Below are 17,786 nucleotides of genomic sequence, written 5' to 3'. Positions count from 1 at the left end.
CTTCAGGTATTGCCAGCCCGCTTGCGCGACACGCCGGCTTTCCGTTTTCCTGGAGGGGTCGCAGACGCAGGAAGTCCGCTGTCATCGACATCGGCATCAACTTCCTGGCTGCGCAGAAAGTTCTGCAGTTCGATACGAACGCCGTTTTGCGCAACGACCGATAGTTCCAATGTCATGCCCAGCGATTGCAGAAACCGGCGCAAGGTCGATACATAGGTATCGGTACGCTTTTCCAGTTGCGAAACGGCATGCTGTTGAATTCCGAGTTCCCTGGCAACCTCCGCCTGGGTCTTGCCCACTGCCTTGCGGAAATCCGTCAGCGTGGCGGCGTGCGCTATCATTTCTTGCATCTTTTCCTGGGACAAAGCCGCAATTTTTGCCTGCCGCTCGGCCGGCAAACTGTGGATGACGTCGTTCAGATTTCTTCCCATGGCAAACTCCTGTTCCTAAAATCACCTGCTGCCTTTGTCCTGCCTTGCTTTCGCCGCATCCAGTTTTTTGAGGTGTTGCTCGTAGCGTGCATTGGCCTTGGATAACAAATCCCTGTAAAACCTGGCCTCATCGACACCCTGCTTGGCTGCCGCAACCAGAATGACCGCCTCTCGCCTCGTATCGAAAGCAAAGACCGCGCGCCACACCTCTGCCCCGTTGTTGGCCTTGAACCGCAGCTCTTTCATGTTCGGGTGTTCAGGATTCTTCAACGTCCCGACATGAGGCCGTCCGGCAGCCGGACCCAGCTTCGATAGCGCATCGGCACTCGCCAGCAATTCATCCTGAACATCTATCGGCAAAGCATCGAATTCCGCGTCGAAATCATCGTGAAACGTGATCGACCATGTCCTCGGCGCATTCACAATCACCTCCAGATGATATCATGCTTAAATGATTAAGTATCTCCGCCACAAAACATGCTAGCCCACCAGTAACCTGAGTTTCTGATACCCCGCCTTGCTCACGGGTATCCTCGTATCGTCGCGCAGGATGGCCACATGGCTGTCCTTGGTGGCCGCCTCGATGCGGCGGATACCGTCGATATTGAGCAGGTACGACCTGTGCACGCGCAGGAACTTGGCGGGATCGAGCTGGGTTTCCAGCTCCGACAGCCGCTGGCTTTTCAGGTAGGATTTGCCTTCGGAACGGATGCTGATGTAGTCATCCTGCGCCTCGATGTAGTCGATGCGCGCGCTGGCGATCACGTGGACCTTGGCGCCGTCGCGTATCAGCACGCGGTCCAGCGGGGCGGCCCGCGTGGCCGCCTCGCGCGCCAGCGTCAGCACCGTCTCGGGCGTGCTGCGGTTGGCGCGCGCATGGGCCAGCGCCTGGTCGAAGCGCTGTTCGCTGAACGGCTTCAGCAGATAGTCCAGGGCGTGGCATTCGAACGCTTTCAAGGCGTACTGGTCGTAGGCCGTGACAAAGATCAGCTTTGTCTTCGCGCCGATCAGTTCCGCCACTTCGAAGCCGTCCAGGCGCGGCATCTGGATGTCGAGAAACACCAGTTCCGGTTCCAGGTCCGCGATGGCCTTGACTGCTTCGAAGCCGTTGGCGCACTCGGCGACGATGTCGATATCGTCATGGCGTGCCAGGTATTCTCGCAACACGCTGCGCGCCAGCAATTCATCATCGACGATGGCCACCCGCATTCTTGCCTGCATCATGCTTCCTCCGTGTCGCCGGTCTGCGCCGGCATGGAAATCATCACTTCGAAATGGCCATCGCGCCGGCCCCAGTACACGCTGGCCTCGTGGCCATACGCGCCGGCCAGGCGCTGGCGCACATTCTCCAGGCCAACGCCATTGCCGCGCTCTGGCCCTTGATCCGCATCAACCGGGTTGCGCACGGCGATCTGCAACAGGCTGCCCATGCGCCTGGCCTCGATGGCGATCAGGCCGCCCTCCGTCAAGCCGCAGATACCATGCTTGACGGCATTTTCCACCAGCGGCTGTATCAGCATGGGGGGCAGCAGACACGCCAGCGCGGCGGCATCGATGGCTTCCGCCACTTGCAGGCGTTCGCCGAAGCGCACTTGCTCGATGGCCAGGAAATGGCGGATCAGCACCAGTTCCTGTTCCACGGTAATGTGCTTGTGCGCTTCCAGGCTCAGGCTCTGGCGAAAGAAGCTGGCCAGCTGCACCGTCATCTGGCGCGCGCCCGCCGCATTGATAGACGTCAAGGCGCTGATGGAGTTCAGGCTGTTGAACAGGAAATGCGGGTCGATCTGCGTGCGCAGCATGCGCAATTGCGCTTCCTGCGCCGTCAGTTGCGCTTCGAGTCCCCGCTGCTCGGCCATCCTGGCGCGCACAAATTCCAGCAAGAGATAATGCACGGCGGCAGCCAGGCAATACAGCAGCACGCCCAGGCCGAAGAACAGGGCCAGCAGCGATTGCGTCAGGTTCACGCCCAGCCAGCGCAGCTCCAGCAACAGGCTGACGCTGTTCAAAAATTGCAGCAAGGTGGCCCACAGCAAGCCCGCGAACAGGGCCGCCACGCCCATCACGCCGGCGATGGCGAGCGGATGGCGCGCATGCAAGGGGTAGGCACGGCACAGGTAAAACGCGGAAAAGCCCGAACCGATCGCATACACGAGCGTGGCGGGCACCACCAGCACGACGGCATTGAGCCAGGGCGCGTGAGCCACCCTGGCCAGGATAAAGGCCAGGGCCAGGCCCAGCGCGATGCAGACCAGGAAAACCACCACGGCGCCGCGCCGCTTCGACAGGGGCCCCGACATGCGCGCCTAGTTGCGGATTTCCAGGCCGCCCATGATGGCGTAGCCCGTCACGTACAGGCGCTTCGCCTGGTTCGGCGGCACGATGGTCTTTTCTTCGAAGCCGCCGAGGATGGGCGTGCCCTGCAGCACGACGCTCCAGTCGGGCGGAATCTTGATGGTGACGCCGCCGCACAGGGCAAATACGTTGAGCACGGCTTCGCCTTCGATCGACGCCTGACGCAAGTCGATCTCGCAGCCGGCCATGATGACATTGATATCGCCGCCCTTGAAGCGCTGCGACGACACGCGCCGCACATAGCCGCCGAGGATGGCCGTCACTTCGATGATGCTGTCATCGTCCGCCTGCCCGCTGGCGCCGGATGCTGCCGCGTCCTTGTCGAGCGACACGGCGCCATTCCTGGCCTGGCCGAACGAGTCAGGCGCCGCGGTACCGTCTTGCTGCGCGGCAAAGCGCCGGCGGCGCTGGCGCTGCTGCGCGCCGGGCAGGGACTTCGACACCACGGCCACACCCAGGCCGATGATCAGCAAGGGCCACAGCAAGTCCCAGTTCATGTAGAAGATGCCCATGTGCTTGAGGGTCCAGGCCACGCCCAGCAGCACCAGCATGCCGCCCACCAGATAGCCGTTCGCGCTGCGGCTTTGCGACAGTTTCAGCAGGCCAAACACGATCAGCGCCGTGGGCCAGAAGCGGAAGGTGTAGCGCACATTGATGAAACCAAGGTTATCGAGCAGGAACAGCAGCCCCAGGCCGATGACGATGACGCCCAGCACGATCTGCGATGGCGAGTGCAGCGGCGGTTTATTTTTCATGCTCGGACTCCCGGTAGGCAATAAAATGTTTGTTCAACAGCGGCTCCAGCACGAGGCCCACGCCCCAGGCGATCAGCAAGGCGGGCCAGCTGTTATAAAAACTCAGGTTCCACAGTTCTTCATACGACACATACCACCACGCGGCGAAAAAGATCAGCCACAGGCCACTCAGCACCTGTTTGGCGGACACGGGCGTGAGCAGCTTGTTCAAGCCGAAGACGACCAGTATCACCGGCCAATAATGCCATAGTGAATAATAATCGTGGAGATAGATCACATCGAGCCGGTCCAGCATGATGATGGCACCGATGGCGATCAGTAGCACGCCCCACAGCAGCTGGGTACGGCGGCAATAAGCTGGTTCAGGTTTCACGGTCACCCCTTGAAGTTGGTTGATCGTAAAGATACGCGGATTTCGGTGATGGGAAAACACCGCTTCGGCGAATGGCGGACAGGTGGCGGTGAATGGCGCAGCGGCGGAAACAACAGGCAAAAAAAAGACCGGCTAGGCCGGCCTTGAAGGGGTTCGCAGTACACACCGCGACCTGGAGTTGCAGTGCACAGCCGCGTGGCGCAGGGCGCCAACGCGAACAGAAATCTGGTGCCGATCCTTGAGGCGACCGGCTGACCTGCTGGAAGATCGAACATGCCGCCAACTTCACGGCAGTGCGTCTCAACCAAGCAGAGCCATCATACTCCCGATCGCCATACAGCACCGTTCGCTAGCGCACACTGATGGGGTTTTGCTGAGCTACATCAAACAGCGATGGCGTGCGGCGGATGCAGCATGTCGTTCTTGATCCATGCCAGCACGGACGGGCCCTGCGGCTGCCAGCCCAGCAGCTTGCGCGCCCGCTTGCCGCGCACGCGGCTGTTGGAGCCAAGGCCGTAGGAAGCCATCTCATAACCCCATTCGGCTATCGCCTCGGGCAACGGCCAATCCTGCGCGGGCCCCAGGTCCAGCGCGTGAGCGATGGCGGCCGTCATGTCATGGAAAGCTGCTTCGCCCGATTCGACAAAGTAAAACGTGCCGGCAGGCGACTTTTCCAGCGCCAGCAAATACAGGCTGACGACATCGTCGATATGCACGTTGGACCAGATGTTGCGGCCCGGCCCCACATGGCGCACGATGCCGCTCTTGCGCGCCTGTTTCAGCAAACGGGGCAGTTGCACGCTGTCGCGCGGCAAGGCGCCGTGGCCGTAGATCAGGGTGTTGCACAGCACGCTGGCGCGCACGCCCTGGCTTGCGCTGGCCAGTATCAGGTCATCGATGGCGACGCGGGCCGCCTTGTCTGCCGTCGGCGCCGGCAGCTTGTCTTCGTAATATATCTGTTCCGTGCCCTCGCCGCCCGACGCGTCGCCCACGATGGACGAGCCGCTTGTATGCAGGAACACTTTGTTCGTGCCGGCCAGCGCTTCGAGGATCGCTTCGACGGCAGCGCGGTGGTCGCTGCTGGCCGCATTGATGACGGCATCGGCCGCCTTCGCCTGCTCGATGAGCAATGCGCGGTCGTTCAATGTGCCGACGATACCGTGCACGCCGATGCTGGCCAGCTCGGCCACCTGCTCGGGTTTGCGCACGAGGCCCGTCACCTGATGGCCGGCGCGCACGAGGCCCGCCGCGATGGAACTACCGATAAAACCCGCTGCGCCTGTCAAAAACACTTTCATGCCGTGGACGCCAAACAAAACCTACTGCGCGTCGCGCTTTGCGGCCTGCGATGCTCACCGTGCTCTAGCACGGTTGCGCTTCTTAGCCACAAATCATCGCCGCTCGCTACGGTTTTGTTAGGCGTCGTTCCTCCTTTGTAAGTTCAGATCGATTGTGATCAGTCCGACAAAGTATGCGCCGTTTCCGCCTTCGCAAAAAGCAGCCACACAGCAAAAGATCTATGACTTCGGCGCAACAATCTTCTGCTTGAGCTGCAGGGCGGCGATGTAGCGGCTCTGATAGGCGGGGTCTTCCGGCGTCAGCAGGGTGAGCCTGTCGCGCGCGCGGGTGGCGGCCACATAGAAGCGGTTTTCCTCTTCCAGCGGATCGGTCTTGCTGCGCGGGAATTCGTCGACGGCCAGGTAGGGCAAGATGACGTGGTTGTATTCGAGGCCCTTGATCTGGTCGATGCAGGCGATGACGAGTTTGGCCTTGCCGGTCGAGACCGTCACGGCTTCTTCCATCTCGCCCAGCCAGCCGGCAAAACCGCCCAGCGCCACGCCCGCTTCGCGGCACACGGCAATAAAACCATGCAGGGAACGGGCGACGACCCGCGCCTGGGCCGGGTCGACGTAGATGCGGCGCGCCGTCTGTTCCAGCTGCATCAGGCCAAAGATGTGCTGCAGGGCGTCGCCCGCCAAGGCGTCGGGGGGCAGCGCGCGCAGGTAATCGACGGCGGCCAGGGTCAGCGCCGCCTTGTCCTGGTTCTGCGACTTGGCCAGCTGGTTCGTCAAGAAGCCCTCCAGCAAGTCGGGATAGTTGGCCACATCGGCCTTGGCTTGCTGGAGCTCACCGCGCGTAAACGGGATTTCCGCGAACGCCACCAGGGCTTCGAGGATCTCGCCGCGGCGCGGGCCGCTCTTAATCGTATGTAAATCCTTGCGGGCGATGGCGACCATGCCGCGCAGCATCAGCACTTCCAGGCTCAGCAGATAGCTGTTCATGTCCACCAGGCCATACGCGATGCCACTCTGGAACAGTGCCGTTTCCACGCGGATGGCCTGGTCGCGGTCGCGCAGCAAAATGGCCGTCGTGCCCGCATGCGCGTGTTCGAGCGCGGCGATCAGCTGGGCGCTGCAAGCCTGCGGTTGCGCATGCTCGTATTGCAGCACTTCGATGTGCGTGGCGCGCGACAGGGCCGACACGCTGGCCTTGTTTTTCAGCACGCCCACGGCGTGCGCCAATTGCGGGCCGTAGCGGTAGGAGGCCGTCAACGGCAGGCGCTGCAAGGTGGGAAATTCCTGCTCGAAGCGCTGGCGCAGGAAGCGGTGGTCGGCGCCCGACCACGTATAGATGACTTGATCCTTGTCGCCGGCGCCGCAGAAAAACGCGTTACCGCGGCGTATCAGCATGGTCAGCAGGCGGAACGACGCTTCGTTCAGATCGTGCAACTCATCGGCCACGATGATCTGATAGGCCGGCAATTGCTGGCGCAGCGGCTCGTCGCCGTCGAGCATGCGCACGAGGTCGTAGGTGGCGTCGAATGGCGCGCGGAACTGGATGTCGCCCGTGTCGGCGCCGCGCAAGCCTTCATATTCGCGCAGCCACAGATAATGCGTGCGCGACATGCCCAGCATTTCCAGATTGTCGTCCAGGGAGTTGCTCTCGAAGTCAGGATTCTGAAAATCCAGGCGCGCCTTGGTGCGCAATTGCAGTTTCAAGAATTCGGCGATCGCCCCGTTCGTCGTGTTGATTTCCAGCGGGTAGCGGTGAGCGTATTTCTCCGATACCACTTCCAGCGCTTCCCAGGCCACCGGGCGCAACTCTTCATCGCTGCGCATGGATGCCACCTGCATGTTTTCCAGCTGCCGCAGCACCTTGGCGGCAAAGGCATCGAAAGTGTCGACGGTCAGGCGCTTGACGACGCCCAGCGGCACACCCACTTCCAGCAGCCGCTGACGCAGGGCCACGCGCGCCGCCTCCGTAAACACGAGGGCCAGCATGCGCTCGGGCGCGCGGCCCCGGTGCAGCGCTTCGGCCAGACGCAGGGCCAGGGTCGTCGTCTTGGCCGCGCCGGCATTGGCGTCGATCAACACCACTTTCTTTTGCGCCGTCTGGATGGCGACCTGCTCCGGCGTGGGCGTGATGCGTTTGGGAATGAACTGCGGGGCGTTATCTGTACTCAAGGGTATCCTGAAATGATGTCTGTTCTCGGCGCGCTACCAGGCGCAGGTGCGCAGGCCGGCAAAGATGTCGCCCCGTTCGGGCGCGTGGAAGGCGCGCATGCGGGCCGAATGCAGCCGCGGCGGCGTGGCGAAGGCGGCGCCGCGCAGCACCTGGTGCTGCATGAAATATGGCGCGGAATATTCGCGCCAGGCATCCACCGCAAAGCCCGGATATGGCTCGAACGGCGTCGCCGTCCACTCCCACACCTGGCCCCAATGGAAACGCGGATGGCCGGACAGCGCAGCATACTCCCATTCCGCCTCGGTCGCCAGGCGGCGCCCCGCCCAGGCGCAATACGCCTGCGCCTCATACAGGTTGATGTGGCGCACGGCTTCGTTCGGCGGCAAGGTCGTGCGCTGGCCGAAACGCATGGTGCGCCACTGCGTTGCTTCGCGCAGCCAGTACAGGGGCGACGAGCGCTCCTGCTGCATCAGCCAGGCGCTGCCGGCCGCGCTCCAGAACTGGCGGTTCTGGTAGCCGCCATCGGCGACAAAATCGGCAAACTGGGCGTTGGATACGGCGCAGGCATCGATGGAAAACGGCGCCACGTAGCAACTGTAGGGCGGCGATTCATTGTCGAAGGCAAACCCGGCGCCGCGCGGCGAGCCCAGTTCAATGGTGCCGCCAGGAAAAGCGATCTCGCCCGCACCCGGCGGCAAGGCCGGGCTGGCCGACAGGGATTCCGGTGCTTCCAGGCCCATCCATTGCAAGCCGGCCAGCATTTCCTCGCCGCACAAGTCTTCATGCGCCAGCGCCAGCCGGTACGGCGCCAGAGCGCTGTCGACATTGGCTTCGCGCGAGAGTTTATCCAAGACCCTGTCGAGCACCTCGTGGCAATACGTTTTCACGGCGCCCGGGCTGGGCAATTCCAGCTTCCAGCGCGCGCGATGCTCCACCATGTTGGCGTCGAACAAGTCGTCGCCGCGCGTCAGCAGGGAGTTATAAATGGCGTCGGCCGGATGGCTGGAAGCGGCTTCGCGCAGGATGAACCACTCGGCAAACCAGGCGATGTGCGCGAGTTGCCACAAGGGTGGCGTGAGGCGCGGATGCCGGGGCAAGCCGGCCACCACGTCCAGTCCGGCCGTGACGTAACAATCGAACAGGGAAAGAGTATCCTGGCGCGCGGCCCGCAGCGACTGGGCCAGTTGCTGCGCGCCGGCGTGGCGAAAAGAGGCGTTGATTAAAGTCATGGCCTGATTGTAACGACTTATGCCATCCTTGCACTAGTCGCACGGGTAACGGGGGAGGGGATGCTCCCCTCCCCCGGCCTACTTGACCAGCAGCTCGCCCTGCAGCGGCGTGACGACGGATTTGGGCATGCTGACGATAAAGCTGCTGCCCTTGTCGGCCACGGACTGGATGGCCAAGGTGCCGCCATGACGCAGCAGCACGTGCTTGACGATGGCCAGGCCCAGGCCCGTGCCCTGGGTTTCGCGCGAACGGCTCTTGTCGACGCGGTAGAAACGTTCCGTCAGACGCGAAATGTGTTCCTGGCTGATGCCGATGCCCGTATCTTGCGCGATGAATTGCGGTCCGGCCGGGCCATCCTGCCAGCGCAGGGTGATGGTGCCGCCGGCCGGCGTGTAGCGCACGGCGTTCGAAGCCAGGTTGCCAAACGCGCTGTACAGCTCGTCGTAGCTGCCCAGCACATCGGGACCGTTGCATTCCATGGTCACTTCATGCTTGCCCGCCGACAAGCCCTTGGCGTCGCGCAAGACTTGCTGCATGAGCTTTTTGATATCCACGGGCTCGGGGCGCAGCGGGTAATCGACCGATTCCAGGCGCGACAGGGTCAGCATGTCCTCGATCAGATGCTGCATGCGGTGGCCCTGCTCCGTCATCAGCTTGAGGTGGGCGGCGCGCGTGGCGGCGTCCAGGTCCAGCTCGGCGGAAGCGATTTCCAGGAAGCCGACGATGACCGTCAGCGGCGTGCGCAGTTCGTGCGACGCGTTGGCGATGAAATCGCGGCGCATCATTTCGATGCGTTCCGTCTCCGTCACGTCGTGCGTGACGAGGATCTGGCGGCGGTTTTCGAACGGAATGATCTGCACGATCAGCTTGCGGTTGCGGAAGGTGATCGTCAGCGGCTGGTCGTAGCGGCCCAGGATGATGTAATCCATGAACTCCGGACTGCGGATCAGGTTCGTCACGCGCATGCCCTTGTCGCGCTCGTGCGTGAGACCCAGGTGCTTCTCGGCGGCCGGGTTGCACCATTCGAGGAACAGCACGTCATCCATGATGACGACGCCGTCCGGCAACAGGTGCATGGCCTGGCGGAAACGCGCCAGCCATTCCGTCAACTCGGCCTGGTTTTTCTCGTCGTCGCGGCGCATGCGGTACAGGCGCGCGAAGATGCTGGTCCAGGCGCCCCAGCCGTCGGGCAGCTTGGCGCTTTGCGGATTGTCCAGCCAATTACTCAGCTGGAACAGATACGACAGCTGCACGAACACCATCATGGCCATCAGCACGAAGGCGATGCCCAGCGCATACGTGGCGCCAAACAGATACCAGACGACGGCTACGCCCAGCAGCGCCAGCACCATGCGCAAGGCGGCCGGTACCCAGAACAGCAATTTCGGATTCATAGAGGCCAGCTTTACTTTTCAGACAACATGTAGCCGACGCTGCGCACCGTCTTGATCAGGCTTTCCGCCTCCTTCAAGGCTTTGCGCAAGCGCAATACGTGGACATCGACCGTGCGTTCCTCGATCACCACATGGTCGCCCCACACCTTGTCGAGCAGCTGGCTGCGCGAAAACACGCGCTCCGGATGGGCCAGCAGGAATTTCAGCAGCTTGTATTCGGCATGGCCGATATCGATCTTCTGTTCATCCATCATCACCGTGCAGCTGACGGGGTCCAGTGCCACGTTGCCGGCGCGCATGGGCGCCTGCGCGTGTTCCGGGCTCTTGCGTCGCAACAGCGCCTTGGCACGGGCCAGCAGCTCGCGCGGCGAGAACGGCTTGGTGACGTAATCGTCGGCCCCGCTGTTCAAGCCGGCCAGCTTGTCTTCTTCCATGCTCTTGGCGGTGAGCATGATGACGGGGATGGCGGCGAAATTGCGGTCGGCGCGGATGCGCGACAGCAGGCGCAAGCCCGTCTGGTCCGGCAGCATCCAGTCCAGCAGGATCAGATGCGGCGTGCGGTGCTGGATGAATTCCCAGGCATCGGCGACATTTTGTACAGAACAGCAATTCCAGCCGGATTCGCGCAGCGAATAGGTCACCAGTTCAACGATGGCCGGCTCATCTTCAACAATCAATACCGTGGTTTTATCAGATGCCATAAAGCTTACTCAGGGAGCTCCTCGGAAATGGCGGGAGCAGCCACCTTGGTGTGGCGGATGTCCTTGCCTTCAACCACGTAAATCACGTATTCGGCGATGTTTTTCGCATGGTCGCCGATCCGTTCGATGGCCTTGGCCACCCACAGGGTATCGAGCGCCGCCGAAATCGTGCGCGGGTCTTCCATCATAAAGGTGATCAAGTTGCGCATGATAGACCGAAACTCATGGTCGATGATGGCATCTTGTGCAATTAATTGTAAGGCCTGCTTGCCATCGTTGCGCGCGAATGCGTCCAGCGCGTCGTGCAGCATGTCGGTGGCCGTGTTGGCGATGCCGCGCACCATCTCGTAATGGTTGACGACGCCGTTGCCGCGCTTGTGCAGATTCTTCGCCACGCGGGCGATTTTCGTCGCTTCGTCGCCTACTCGCTCGAGGTCGGTAATCACCTTGATGGTGGCCATGATGGTGCGCAAATCGTTGGCGGCCGGCTGGCGGCGCACGATCAGGTGGCTGCAGGCGTCGTCCAACGACACTTCCAGCTGGTTGACGACGTCGTCTTCGCGCATCACGCGGTCGGCCCGCTCCGGATTGCCGATGCGAAAGCACGTCATCGCGTCGAGGAACTGGGTTTCAACGATGCCGCCCATCAGGAGCACTTTCGAGCGGATCGCTTCGAGTTCGTTGTCGTATTGCTTGGATGAATGTTCGCCTATCATGCTGTCTCTCCGTATTCAGTTGTCTTGTAGTCGCTATGCGGGATGGATCAGCCGAAGCGGCCCGTGATGTAATCCTGCGTTTCCTTGCGGGCCGGATTCATGAAGATCTGGTCCGTTTCGCCGAATTCCACCAGCTCGCCCAGGTACATATAGGCCGTGTAGTCGGAGCAGCGCGCCGCCTGCTGCATATTGTGCGTCACGATGGCGATCGTGTAATCCTGTTTCAGTTCGCTGATCAGCTCTTCCACTTTCGAGGTCGAGATCGGGTCCAGCGCCGAGGTCGGCTCATCGAGCAGCAAGACGTCCGGTTTCACGGCCACGCCGCGCGCGATGCACAAACGCTGCTGCTGGCCGCCCGACAGCGACAGGCCGCTCTTGCTCAGCTTATCCTTGACTTCGCCCCACAGCGCAGCCTTTTTCAGGGCCCACTCGACGCGCTCGTCCATCTCGCCCTTCGACAGGTCTTCATACAGGCGCACGCCGAAGGCGATGTTGTCGTAGACGGACATGGGGAACGGTGTCGGCTTCTGGAACACCATGCCAACCTTGGCGCGCAGCATGTTGACGTCCTGGTCGGCGTCGAGCACGTTGCGGCCGCGGTACAGGATCGAGCCTTCCGCGCGCTGGCCCGGGTACAGGTCGTACATGCGGTTCAGGGTGCGCAGCAGGGTCGACTTGCCGCAACCGGACGGGCCGATGAAGGCCGTGACCTTCTTTTCGTGGATGTCCAGGTTGACGTTATGCAAGCTTTGCGTTTTGCCGTAAAAAAAGTTCAGGCCCGAAATCTCGATGGTCTTTTTCTTTGGTGCCAGGTCTTGTGCTGGATTCATTTGCGTATTCATATGGGTTCGCTTCGCTCGGTATCTGTTTAATTAGGGACTTTTTGGCTGAACACGGTGCGCGACAGGATATTCAAGGCCAGCACGCTGAAGGTGATCAGCAGTGCGCCGCCCCAGGCCAGCGAGCGCCAGTTGTCGTACGGGCTCATCGCAAACGATGCGATGACGGACGGCAAGTTGGCCATCGGTGCATTCATGTTGAAGCTTTGGAACTGGTTATTCAGGGCCGTGAACAGCAGCGGCGCCGTTTCGCCGGCGATGCGGGCCAATGCCAGCAGCACGCCGGTGATGACGCCGGCCTTGACGGCGCGCAAGCGCACCAGGGTAGCGACCTTCCAGCGCGGCGCGCCGAGGGCAAACGCGGCTTCCAGCAGGCTGTTCGGCACCAGACGCAGCATATTGTCCGTCGTGCGCACGACCACCGGCACGGCGATCAGGGACAGCGCGATGGCGCCCGCATAGCCGGAAAAGTGTTTGACGTGGGCCACATACAGCGCATACACGAACAGGCCGATGACGATCGATGGCGCCGACAGCATGATGTCCGTCACAAAACGCGTCACTTGCGCCAGCTTGTTTTCTTCGCCGTATTCGGCCAGGTAGATGCCGGCCAGGATGCCGATCGGGGTGCTGACGACGGTGGCCAGGCCCACCATCAGGGCGCTGCCGACGATGGCATTGATCAGGCCGCCGCCTTCGCTGCCGGGAGCCGGCGTCGTTTGCGTGAACAGGTCGACGGACAAGGCGCCGAAACCCTTGATCACCAGGGTGAACAGGATCCACACGAGCACGGCCAGGCCCAGGGCCATGGCGGCCACCGACAGGGCGATGCCGATGCGGTGCATCAGCAGGCGCTTGCGGTAGACAGGGTTCATGGCCGGCTTGACCGGAACGTCGAGAGTGCTTACTTGGCTCATTTCGTGCCTTCCTTGCGGGACATGCCAGCCAGCATCAGCTTGGCGGCGGATAAGACGATAAAGGTGATGACAAACAGGATCAGGGCCAGCGAGAACAGCGAGGCCACGTGCAGCTCGGATTGCGCTTCGCCGAATTCATTGGCCAGCAAGGAGGTGATGCTGTTACCGGCGGCAAACAGCGACCACGACAGTTTATTCGCGTTGCCGATGACGAAGGTGACGGCCATGGTCTCGCCCAGTGCGCGGCCCAGGCCCAGCATGACGCCGCCGACGACGCCGGTCTTGGTGTATGGCAAGACGATCTTGCGTACGACTTCCCAGCGCGTGCAGCCCAGGCCGTATGCGGATTCCTTCAGCACGGCAGGGACGATCTCGAACACGTCGCGCATCACGGAAGCGATGAAGGGGATGATCATGATGGCCAGCACCAGGCCGGCCGTCAGCAAGCCGATGCCCATCATGGGGCCGCTGAACAGCTGGCCGATGACGGGCACGTTGCCGAGGGTGGCTTTCAGGATGGGCTGGACGTGGTCGGCAAACAGGGGCGCAAACACGAACAGGCCCCAGATGCCGTAGATGATCGATGGCACGCCGGCCAGCAATTCGACAGCCGTGCCCAGCGGGCGGCGCAGCCAGGCCGGGCAGATTTCAGTGAGGAACAGGGCAATGCCGAAGCTGACGGGAAAGGCGATCAGCAAGGCGATAACCGAGGTCACCAGGGTGCCGATGATGGGGATCAGGGCGCCGTACTGGTCATTGACGGGGTCCCATTCCGCGGACACGATGAAATGCAGGCCGAAGGTCTTGAAGGCCGGTATCGATTCCATGATCAGCGAAATGATGATGCCGACCAGGACGATCAGCACCGACAGGGCGAACAGCATCGTCACCTTGTGGAACATGAAATCCTGGAAGCGCTGCTTGCGCATGGTGGAAAGCATTTGCGCGTGACTGATGGAATCGGTCATGGTGCCGCCTGGCATGGGGATCGTGGAGGAGGTAGATTGTGCGCTCATATTGTGCCAGATGTGGGTGGTACTGCCGGTGTCGCTATTTTGAACTCTTGTTTTATTGTTGCTTCTTTAGCCAGGACCGTCTGCAAGGGCTTGCGGGCGGTCCTGGCTAACTCCCTGCCCCGCCGTGCTGCTGGCGAGGGGCAAGGATGGGTACTTAGTTAGGCATGCGGACTAGCGGATTAGTAGATCGACTTGCCCGATGCATCTTTCAGGTTGGCTTTCCACGACTCTTGCACCAGTTTCACGACCGATGCCGGCATCGGCACGTAGTCCAGTTCGACGGCAGCTGGGCCGCCGTTCTTGTAGGCCCAGTCGAAGAATTTCAGGACTTCTTTGGCCTTGCCTGCGTCAGCCTGGACTTTGTGCATCAGGATGAACGACACGCCGGTGATAGGCCAGCTGTTCTTGCCAGCCTGGTCGGTCAGGACCACGCCGAAGCCTGGGGTTTGCGTCCAAGGTGCCGAAGCGGCTGCTGCCTTGAAGTTTTCGTCGTCAGGTTGCAGGAAGTTGCCGTCCTTGTTTTGCAGCTGGGTGTGCGACATCTTGTTTTTCTTGGCGTAAGCCCACTCGACGTAGCCGATCGAACCCTTGATACGCTGTACGTTGGCGGCGACGCCTTCGTTACCCTTGCCGCCCACGCCCACGGCCCATTTCACAGCCGAGCCAGCGCCGATTTTCGATTTGAATTCCGGGTTGGTTTTCGACAGGAAGTCGGTGAACAGGAACGAGGTGCCCGAACCGTCGGCGCGGTGCACCACGGTGATTTCCGTGTCCGGCAGCTTGACGCCACTGTTCAGCGCGGCGATTTCAGGAGCGCTCCACTTGGTGATCTTGCCCAGGTAGATGTCGCCAACGACTTTACCCGTCATTTTCAGCTGGCCTGGGGTCACGCCGTCCAGGTTGACGATGGTGACCACGCCGCCCATGATGGCCGGGAACTGCATCAGGCCCGCTTCTTCCAGCTCTTCTGCCTTCAAAGGCATGTCCGAGGCGCCGAATTCAACAGTCTTGGCCTTGATTTGCTTGATGCCAGCGCCGGAACCGACGGACTGGTAGTTCAGGCCGTTGCCGGTGTTGGCTTTGTACGTCTCAGCCCATTTGGCGTAGATCGGGTACGGGAAGGTTGCGCCAGCACCTGTCATATCTGCCGCCATGACGGAAGCGGAAGAAAATGCCATCGCTGCCGAAGCACCCACGACGATAAATTTGAACATTTGCTTCATTTGCATATCAAGTCCTCAGGGTTGTTAGGGCTCAAAGTCCCGGTTGAATGCTGCGCAGTCTAGCAAGCGAATATGACAGCTTTATGACATGGGTAAAAATTCCTGAAATAATTGGCTACGCCCGGGGAAATGCCATTTTCGGCGTGAAAAATGACAGCGCGGGCGACGCTTTATGACAGCTTATGTCACGCTTACGTCATATTTCATGATTACACTCACAACGCGTCATACATGATGAAATACGGCTAGAATTAACTATCTGCAAAGACAAAAGAATATGAAACCTGAACTGCACACGGAAGTGACCAAATCGGGCATCCTGCTTGACCGCGAGCTGTCGCAACTGACTTTCAACCGGCGCGTGATGGCCCAGGCGGAAGATCCGAACATTCCGCTGCTCGAGCGCCTGCGCTACCTGTGCATCGTCAGCAGTAACATGGATGAGTTCTTCGAGGTGCGCGTGGCCAGCCTGCTGGCGGCAGGCAGCATCGGCGGTTCGCTGGCGGGCCACCCTGCCCTGGCTGCCAACCTGGAGCGTATCGGCAAGGAATGCCATGCGCTGGTGGAACGCCAGTACGAGATATTGAATAACGACGTCTTGCCGGCCCTGCGCGAAGCGGGTGTGCATTTGCTGCGCGACAGCGACCGCAACGAGGCGCAGCGCGCGTGGGTCAAGCAATACTTCGACCGTGAAGTGCGCCCCCTGCTGACGCCGATCGGCCTCGACCCGGCCCACCCATTCCCGCAAGTGGTCAATAAAAGTCTCAATTTCATCGTCTCGCTGAGCGGCAAGGATGCGTTCGGCCGCGGCACGGCGATCGCCATCGTCAAGGCGCCCCGCGTCTTGCCACGCGTCATCAAGCTGCCGGACGAGATTTCCGGCGATGGCGTGTCTTTCTGTTTATTATCGTCCGTTATCCACGCGCATATCTCGGACCTGTTCGCCGGGCGCGAAGTGATCGCCTATTCGCAATTCCGCGTCACGCGCGACAGCGACCTGTGGGTCGATGAGGACGAAGTCAAGAATCTGCGCCAGGCCCTGAAGGGCGAGCTGGTGGGGCGCCAGTTCGGCACCTCCGTGCGCCTGGAGGTGGCGCGCAATTGCCCACCAGAATTGTCGCAATTCCTGCTCGACCAGTTCAGCCTGGATCAAAGCCGCCTCTACCGCGTCAACGGCCCCGTGAACCTGGTGCGCCTGTCGGAAATGATCGACCACGTCAAGCAGCCGGAGCTGCGCTTTCCGCCGTTTTTCCCCGGCCTGGCCCATAAAGCCATCGGCAACGACATCTTTGCCGCGCTGACCAAGCACGACATCCTGCTGCACCACCCCTACCAGTCGTTCCAGACGGTGATCGACTTCATCCGCAGCGCCGCCTACGATCCCTCCGTCGTGGCCATCAAGCAGACGATCTACCGCACGGGCATGAATTCGGACCTGATGGAGTCGCTGATTACGGCGGCGAAGATGGGCAAGGAGGTGACCGTCATCGTGGAATTGATGGCGCGCTTCGACGAAGAAGCCAATATCAACTGGGCCGACAAGCTGGAACAGGCCGGCGCGCAAGTCGTGTACGGCGTCGTGGGACTGAAGACCCATGCCAAGGTGGCGCTCGTCATCCGGCGCGAAGAAGGCTCCTTGCGCTTCTACGCCCACCTGGGCACGGGCAACTACCACCCCACCACCACCAAGCTGTACACGGATTTTGGTTTACTGACGGCGAACCAGGACCTGGCCGTGGAAGTGAACGAAGTCTTCATCCACCTGACCAGCCTGACCAAGCCGCACAATCTGAACCATTTGTGGCTGGCGCCGTTCGGCCTGCAAAGCGAGATCATCAAGGCGATCCGCAACGAGGCGAAGATTGCCCGTTCGGGCCGGCGCGGGCGCATCATCGTGAAAGTCAACGCACTGGTCGACGAATCCGTGATCCGCGCCCTGTATGCGGCCTCGACCGATGGCGTGAAGATCGACCTGATCGTGCGCGGCGCCTGCACCCTGAAGCCGGGCGTGCCTGGCCTGTCGGAAAACATCAAGGTGCGCTCCGTGATCGGCCGCTTCCTCGAACACAGCCGCATCTACTACTTCCGCAACGACCTGGCGCACGATGTCTACCTGGCCAGCGCCGACTGGATGAGCCGCAACCTGTTCCGCCGCGTGGAAGTGGCCTTCCCCGTGCTGGACCGGGCGCTGAAGCGGCGCGTGATCGCCGAGGGCCTGAATCCATATTTGAAGGATAATACAAATGCATGGGAACTGGAGCCGACGGGCCACTATGCGCGCCGCAAGCCACGCGGCAAGCAAACGCCGTTCAGCGCCCAGCAATACCTGATGCACACACTGGGCACGCCGGGCGCGGAGGTCGGCGAATAGGCA

The 17,786-nt window shown here is 61.4% G+C and carries 17 protein-coding genes; 1 reads left to right on the top strand and 16 read right to left on the bottom strand.

Annotated features, from left to right (window positions below; translation table 11 throughout):
• Window positions 1-2: 2 nt before the first annotated feature.
• The 16 genes from LSO07_RS11225 to pstS form a co-directional block, all read right to left on the bottom strand.
• Window positions 3-431 (bottom strand): XRE family transcriptional regulator, encoded by a 429-nt coding sequence (locus LSO07_RS11225; protein ID WP_151094185.1) that lies wholly within the window; start codon window positions 429-431, stop codon window positions 3-5.
• A gap of 21 nt (window positions 432-452) precedes the next feature.
• Window positions 453-854, bottom strand: coding sequence for a type II toxin-antitoxin system RelE/ParE family toxin (locus tag LSO07_RS11220; RefSeq protein ID WP_070254139.1), 402 nt, complete (start codon window positions 852-854; stop codon window positions 453-455).
• A 57-nt stretch (window positions 855-911) separates the two neighbouring features.
• Entirely contained in the window at window positions 912-1,640 is a 729-nt protein-coding gene (locus tag LSO07_RS11215; protein ID WP_070254140.1) for a LytR/AlgR family response regulator transcription factor, read from the bottom strand.
• An 11-nt stretch (window positions 1,641-1,651) separates the two neighbouring features.
• Window positions 1,652-2,728 carry a sensor histidine kinase gene (locus LSO07_RS11210; RefSeq protein WP_151094183.1) on the bottom strand — a complete coding sequence of 359 codons (1,077 nt, stop codon included), beginning with the start codon at window positions 2,726-2,728 and terminating at the stop codon, window positions 1,652-1,654.
• A gap of 6 nt (window positions 2,729-2,734) precedes the next feature.
• Window positions 2,735-3,538, bottom strand: coding sequence for a LiaI-LiaF-like domain-containing protein (locus tag LSO07_RS11205; RefSeq protein ID WP_151094181.1), 804 nt, complete (start codon window positions 3,536-3,538; stop codon window positions 2,735-2,737).
• Window positions 3,528-3,911 (bottom strand): LiaF transmembrane domain-containing protein, encoded by a 384-nt coding sequence (locus tag LSO07_RS11200; protein ID WP_225317274.1) that lies wholly within the window; start codon window positions 3,909-3,911, stop codon window positions 3,528-3,530. Before LSO07_RS11200 ends, LSO07_RS11205 begins: the two co-directional genes overlap by 11 nt.
• Window positions 3,912-4,294: 383 nt before the next feature.
• A complete protein-coding gene (locus tag LSO07_RS11195; protein ID WP_151094178.1) occupies window positions 4,295-5,209 on the bottom strand; it encodes an NAD-dependent epimerase/dehydratase family protein in 915 nt (304 codons plus the stop codon).
• Between the two features lie 219 nt (window positions 5,210-5,428).
• Window positions 5,429-7,375, bottom strand: coding sequence for a UvrD-helicase domain-containing protein (locus LSO07_RS11190; RefSeq protein WP_151094177.1), 1,947 nt, complete (start codon window positions 7,373-7,375; stop codon window positions 5,429-5,431).
• Between the two features lie 33 nt (window positions 7,376-7,408).
• Window positions 7,409-8,605 (bottom strand): selenoneine synthase SenA, encoded by a 1,197-nt coding sequence (senA, locus tag LSO07_RS11185; RefSeq protein ID WP_231773005.1) that lies wholly within the window; start codon window positions 8,603-8,605, stop codon window positions 7,409-7,411.
• Between the two features lie 78 nt (window positions 8,606-8,683).
• On the bottom strand, window positions 8,684-10,000 hold the full coding sequence (gene phoR / locus LSO07_RS11180; protein WP_034778134.1) for a phosphate regulon sensor histidine kinase PhoR: 1,317 nt from the start codon (window positions 9,998-10,000) through the stop codon (window positions 8,684-8,686).
• Window positions 10,001-10,011: 11 nt separating this feature from the next.
• Window positions 10,012-10,701 carry a response regulator gene (locus LSO07_RS11175; RefSeq protein ID WP_034755074.1) on the bottom strand — a complete coding sequence of 230 codons (690 nt, stop codon included), beginning with the start codon at window positions 10,699-10,701 and terminating at the stop codon, window positions 10,012-10,014.
• 5 nt (window positions 10,702-10,706) lie between these two features.
• Window positions 10,707-11,417: a phosphate signaling complex protein PhoU gene (gene phoU / locus LSO07_RS11170; RefSeq protein WP_034778131.1), complete on the bottom strand. Its 711-nt coding sequence runs from the start codon at window positions 11,415-11,417 to the stop codon at window positions 10,707-10,709.
• Window positions 11,418-11,464: 47 nt separating this feature from the next.
• Window positions 11,465-12,247: a phosphate ABC transporter ATP-binding protein PstB gene (gene pstB / locus LSO07_RS11165; RefSeq protein WP_010396817.1), complete on the bottom strand. Its 783-nt coding sequence runs from the start codon at window positions 12,245-12,247 to the stop codon at window positions 11,465-11,467.
• Between the two features lie 38 nt (window positions 12,248-12,285).
• The gene (pstA, locus tag LSO07_RS11160; protein WP_099387220.1) at window positions 12,286-13,173 is read right to left on the bottom strand and encodes a phosphate ABC transporter permease PstA; all 888 of its coding nucleotides are present in this window, start codon (window positions 13,171-13,173) and stop codon (window positions 12,286-12,288) included.
• Window positions 13,170-14,141 carry a phosphate ABC transporter permease subunit PstC gene (gene pstC, locus LSO07_RS11155; RefSeq protein ID WP_225240714.1) on the bottom strand — a complete coding sequence of 324 codons (972 nt, stop codon included), beginning with the start codon at window positions 14,139-14,141 and terminating at the stop codon, window positions 13,170-13,172. The genes pstA and pstC overlap by 4 nt, the downstream gene beginning before the upstream one ends.
• Window positions 14,142-14,368: 227 nt before the next feature.
• Complete coding sequence (gene pstS / locus LSO07_RS11150) at window positions 14,369-15,418, bottom strand: phosphate ABC transporter substrate-binding protein PstS (RefSeq protein WP_034778123.1); 1,050 nt, start codon at window positions 15,416-15,418, stop codon at window positions 14,369-14,371.
• Between the two features lie 271 nt (window positions 15,419-15,689).
• Between pstS and ppk1 the strand changes: the two genes are divergently transcribed.
• Window positions 15,690-17,783, top strand: a complete 2,094-nt coding sequence (gene ppk1, locus LSO07_RS11145) for a polyphosphate kinase 1 (RefSeq protein WP_034778120.1) — start codon at window positions 15,690-15,692, stop codon at window positions 17,781-17,783.
• The last annotated feature ends 3 nt before the right edge of the window (window positions 17,784-17,786 follow it).

The sequence above is a fragment of the Janthinobacterium sp. PLB04 genome, assembly GCF_021165895.1.
In the GTDB taxonomy this organism is placed as follows: domain Bacteria; phylum Pseudomonadota; class Gammaproteobacteria; order Burkholderiales; family Burkholderiaceae_D; genus Janthinobacterium; species Janthinobacterium lividum.
The sequence above is the reverse complement of the archived record's forward strand: the minus strand, read 5'-3'. Positions and strand labels throughout refer to the sequence as shown.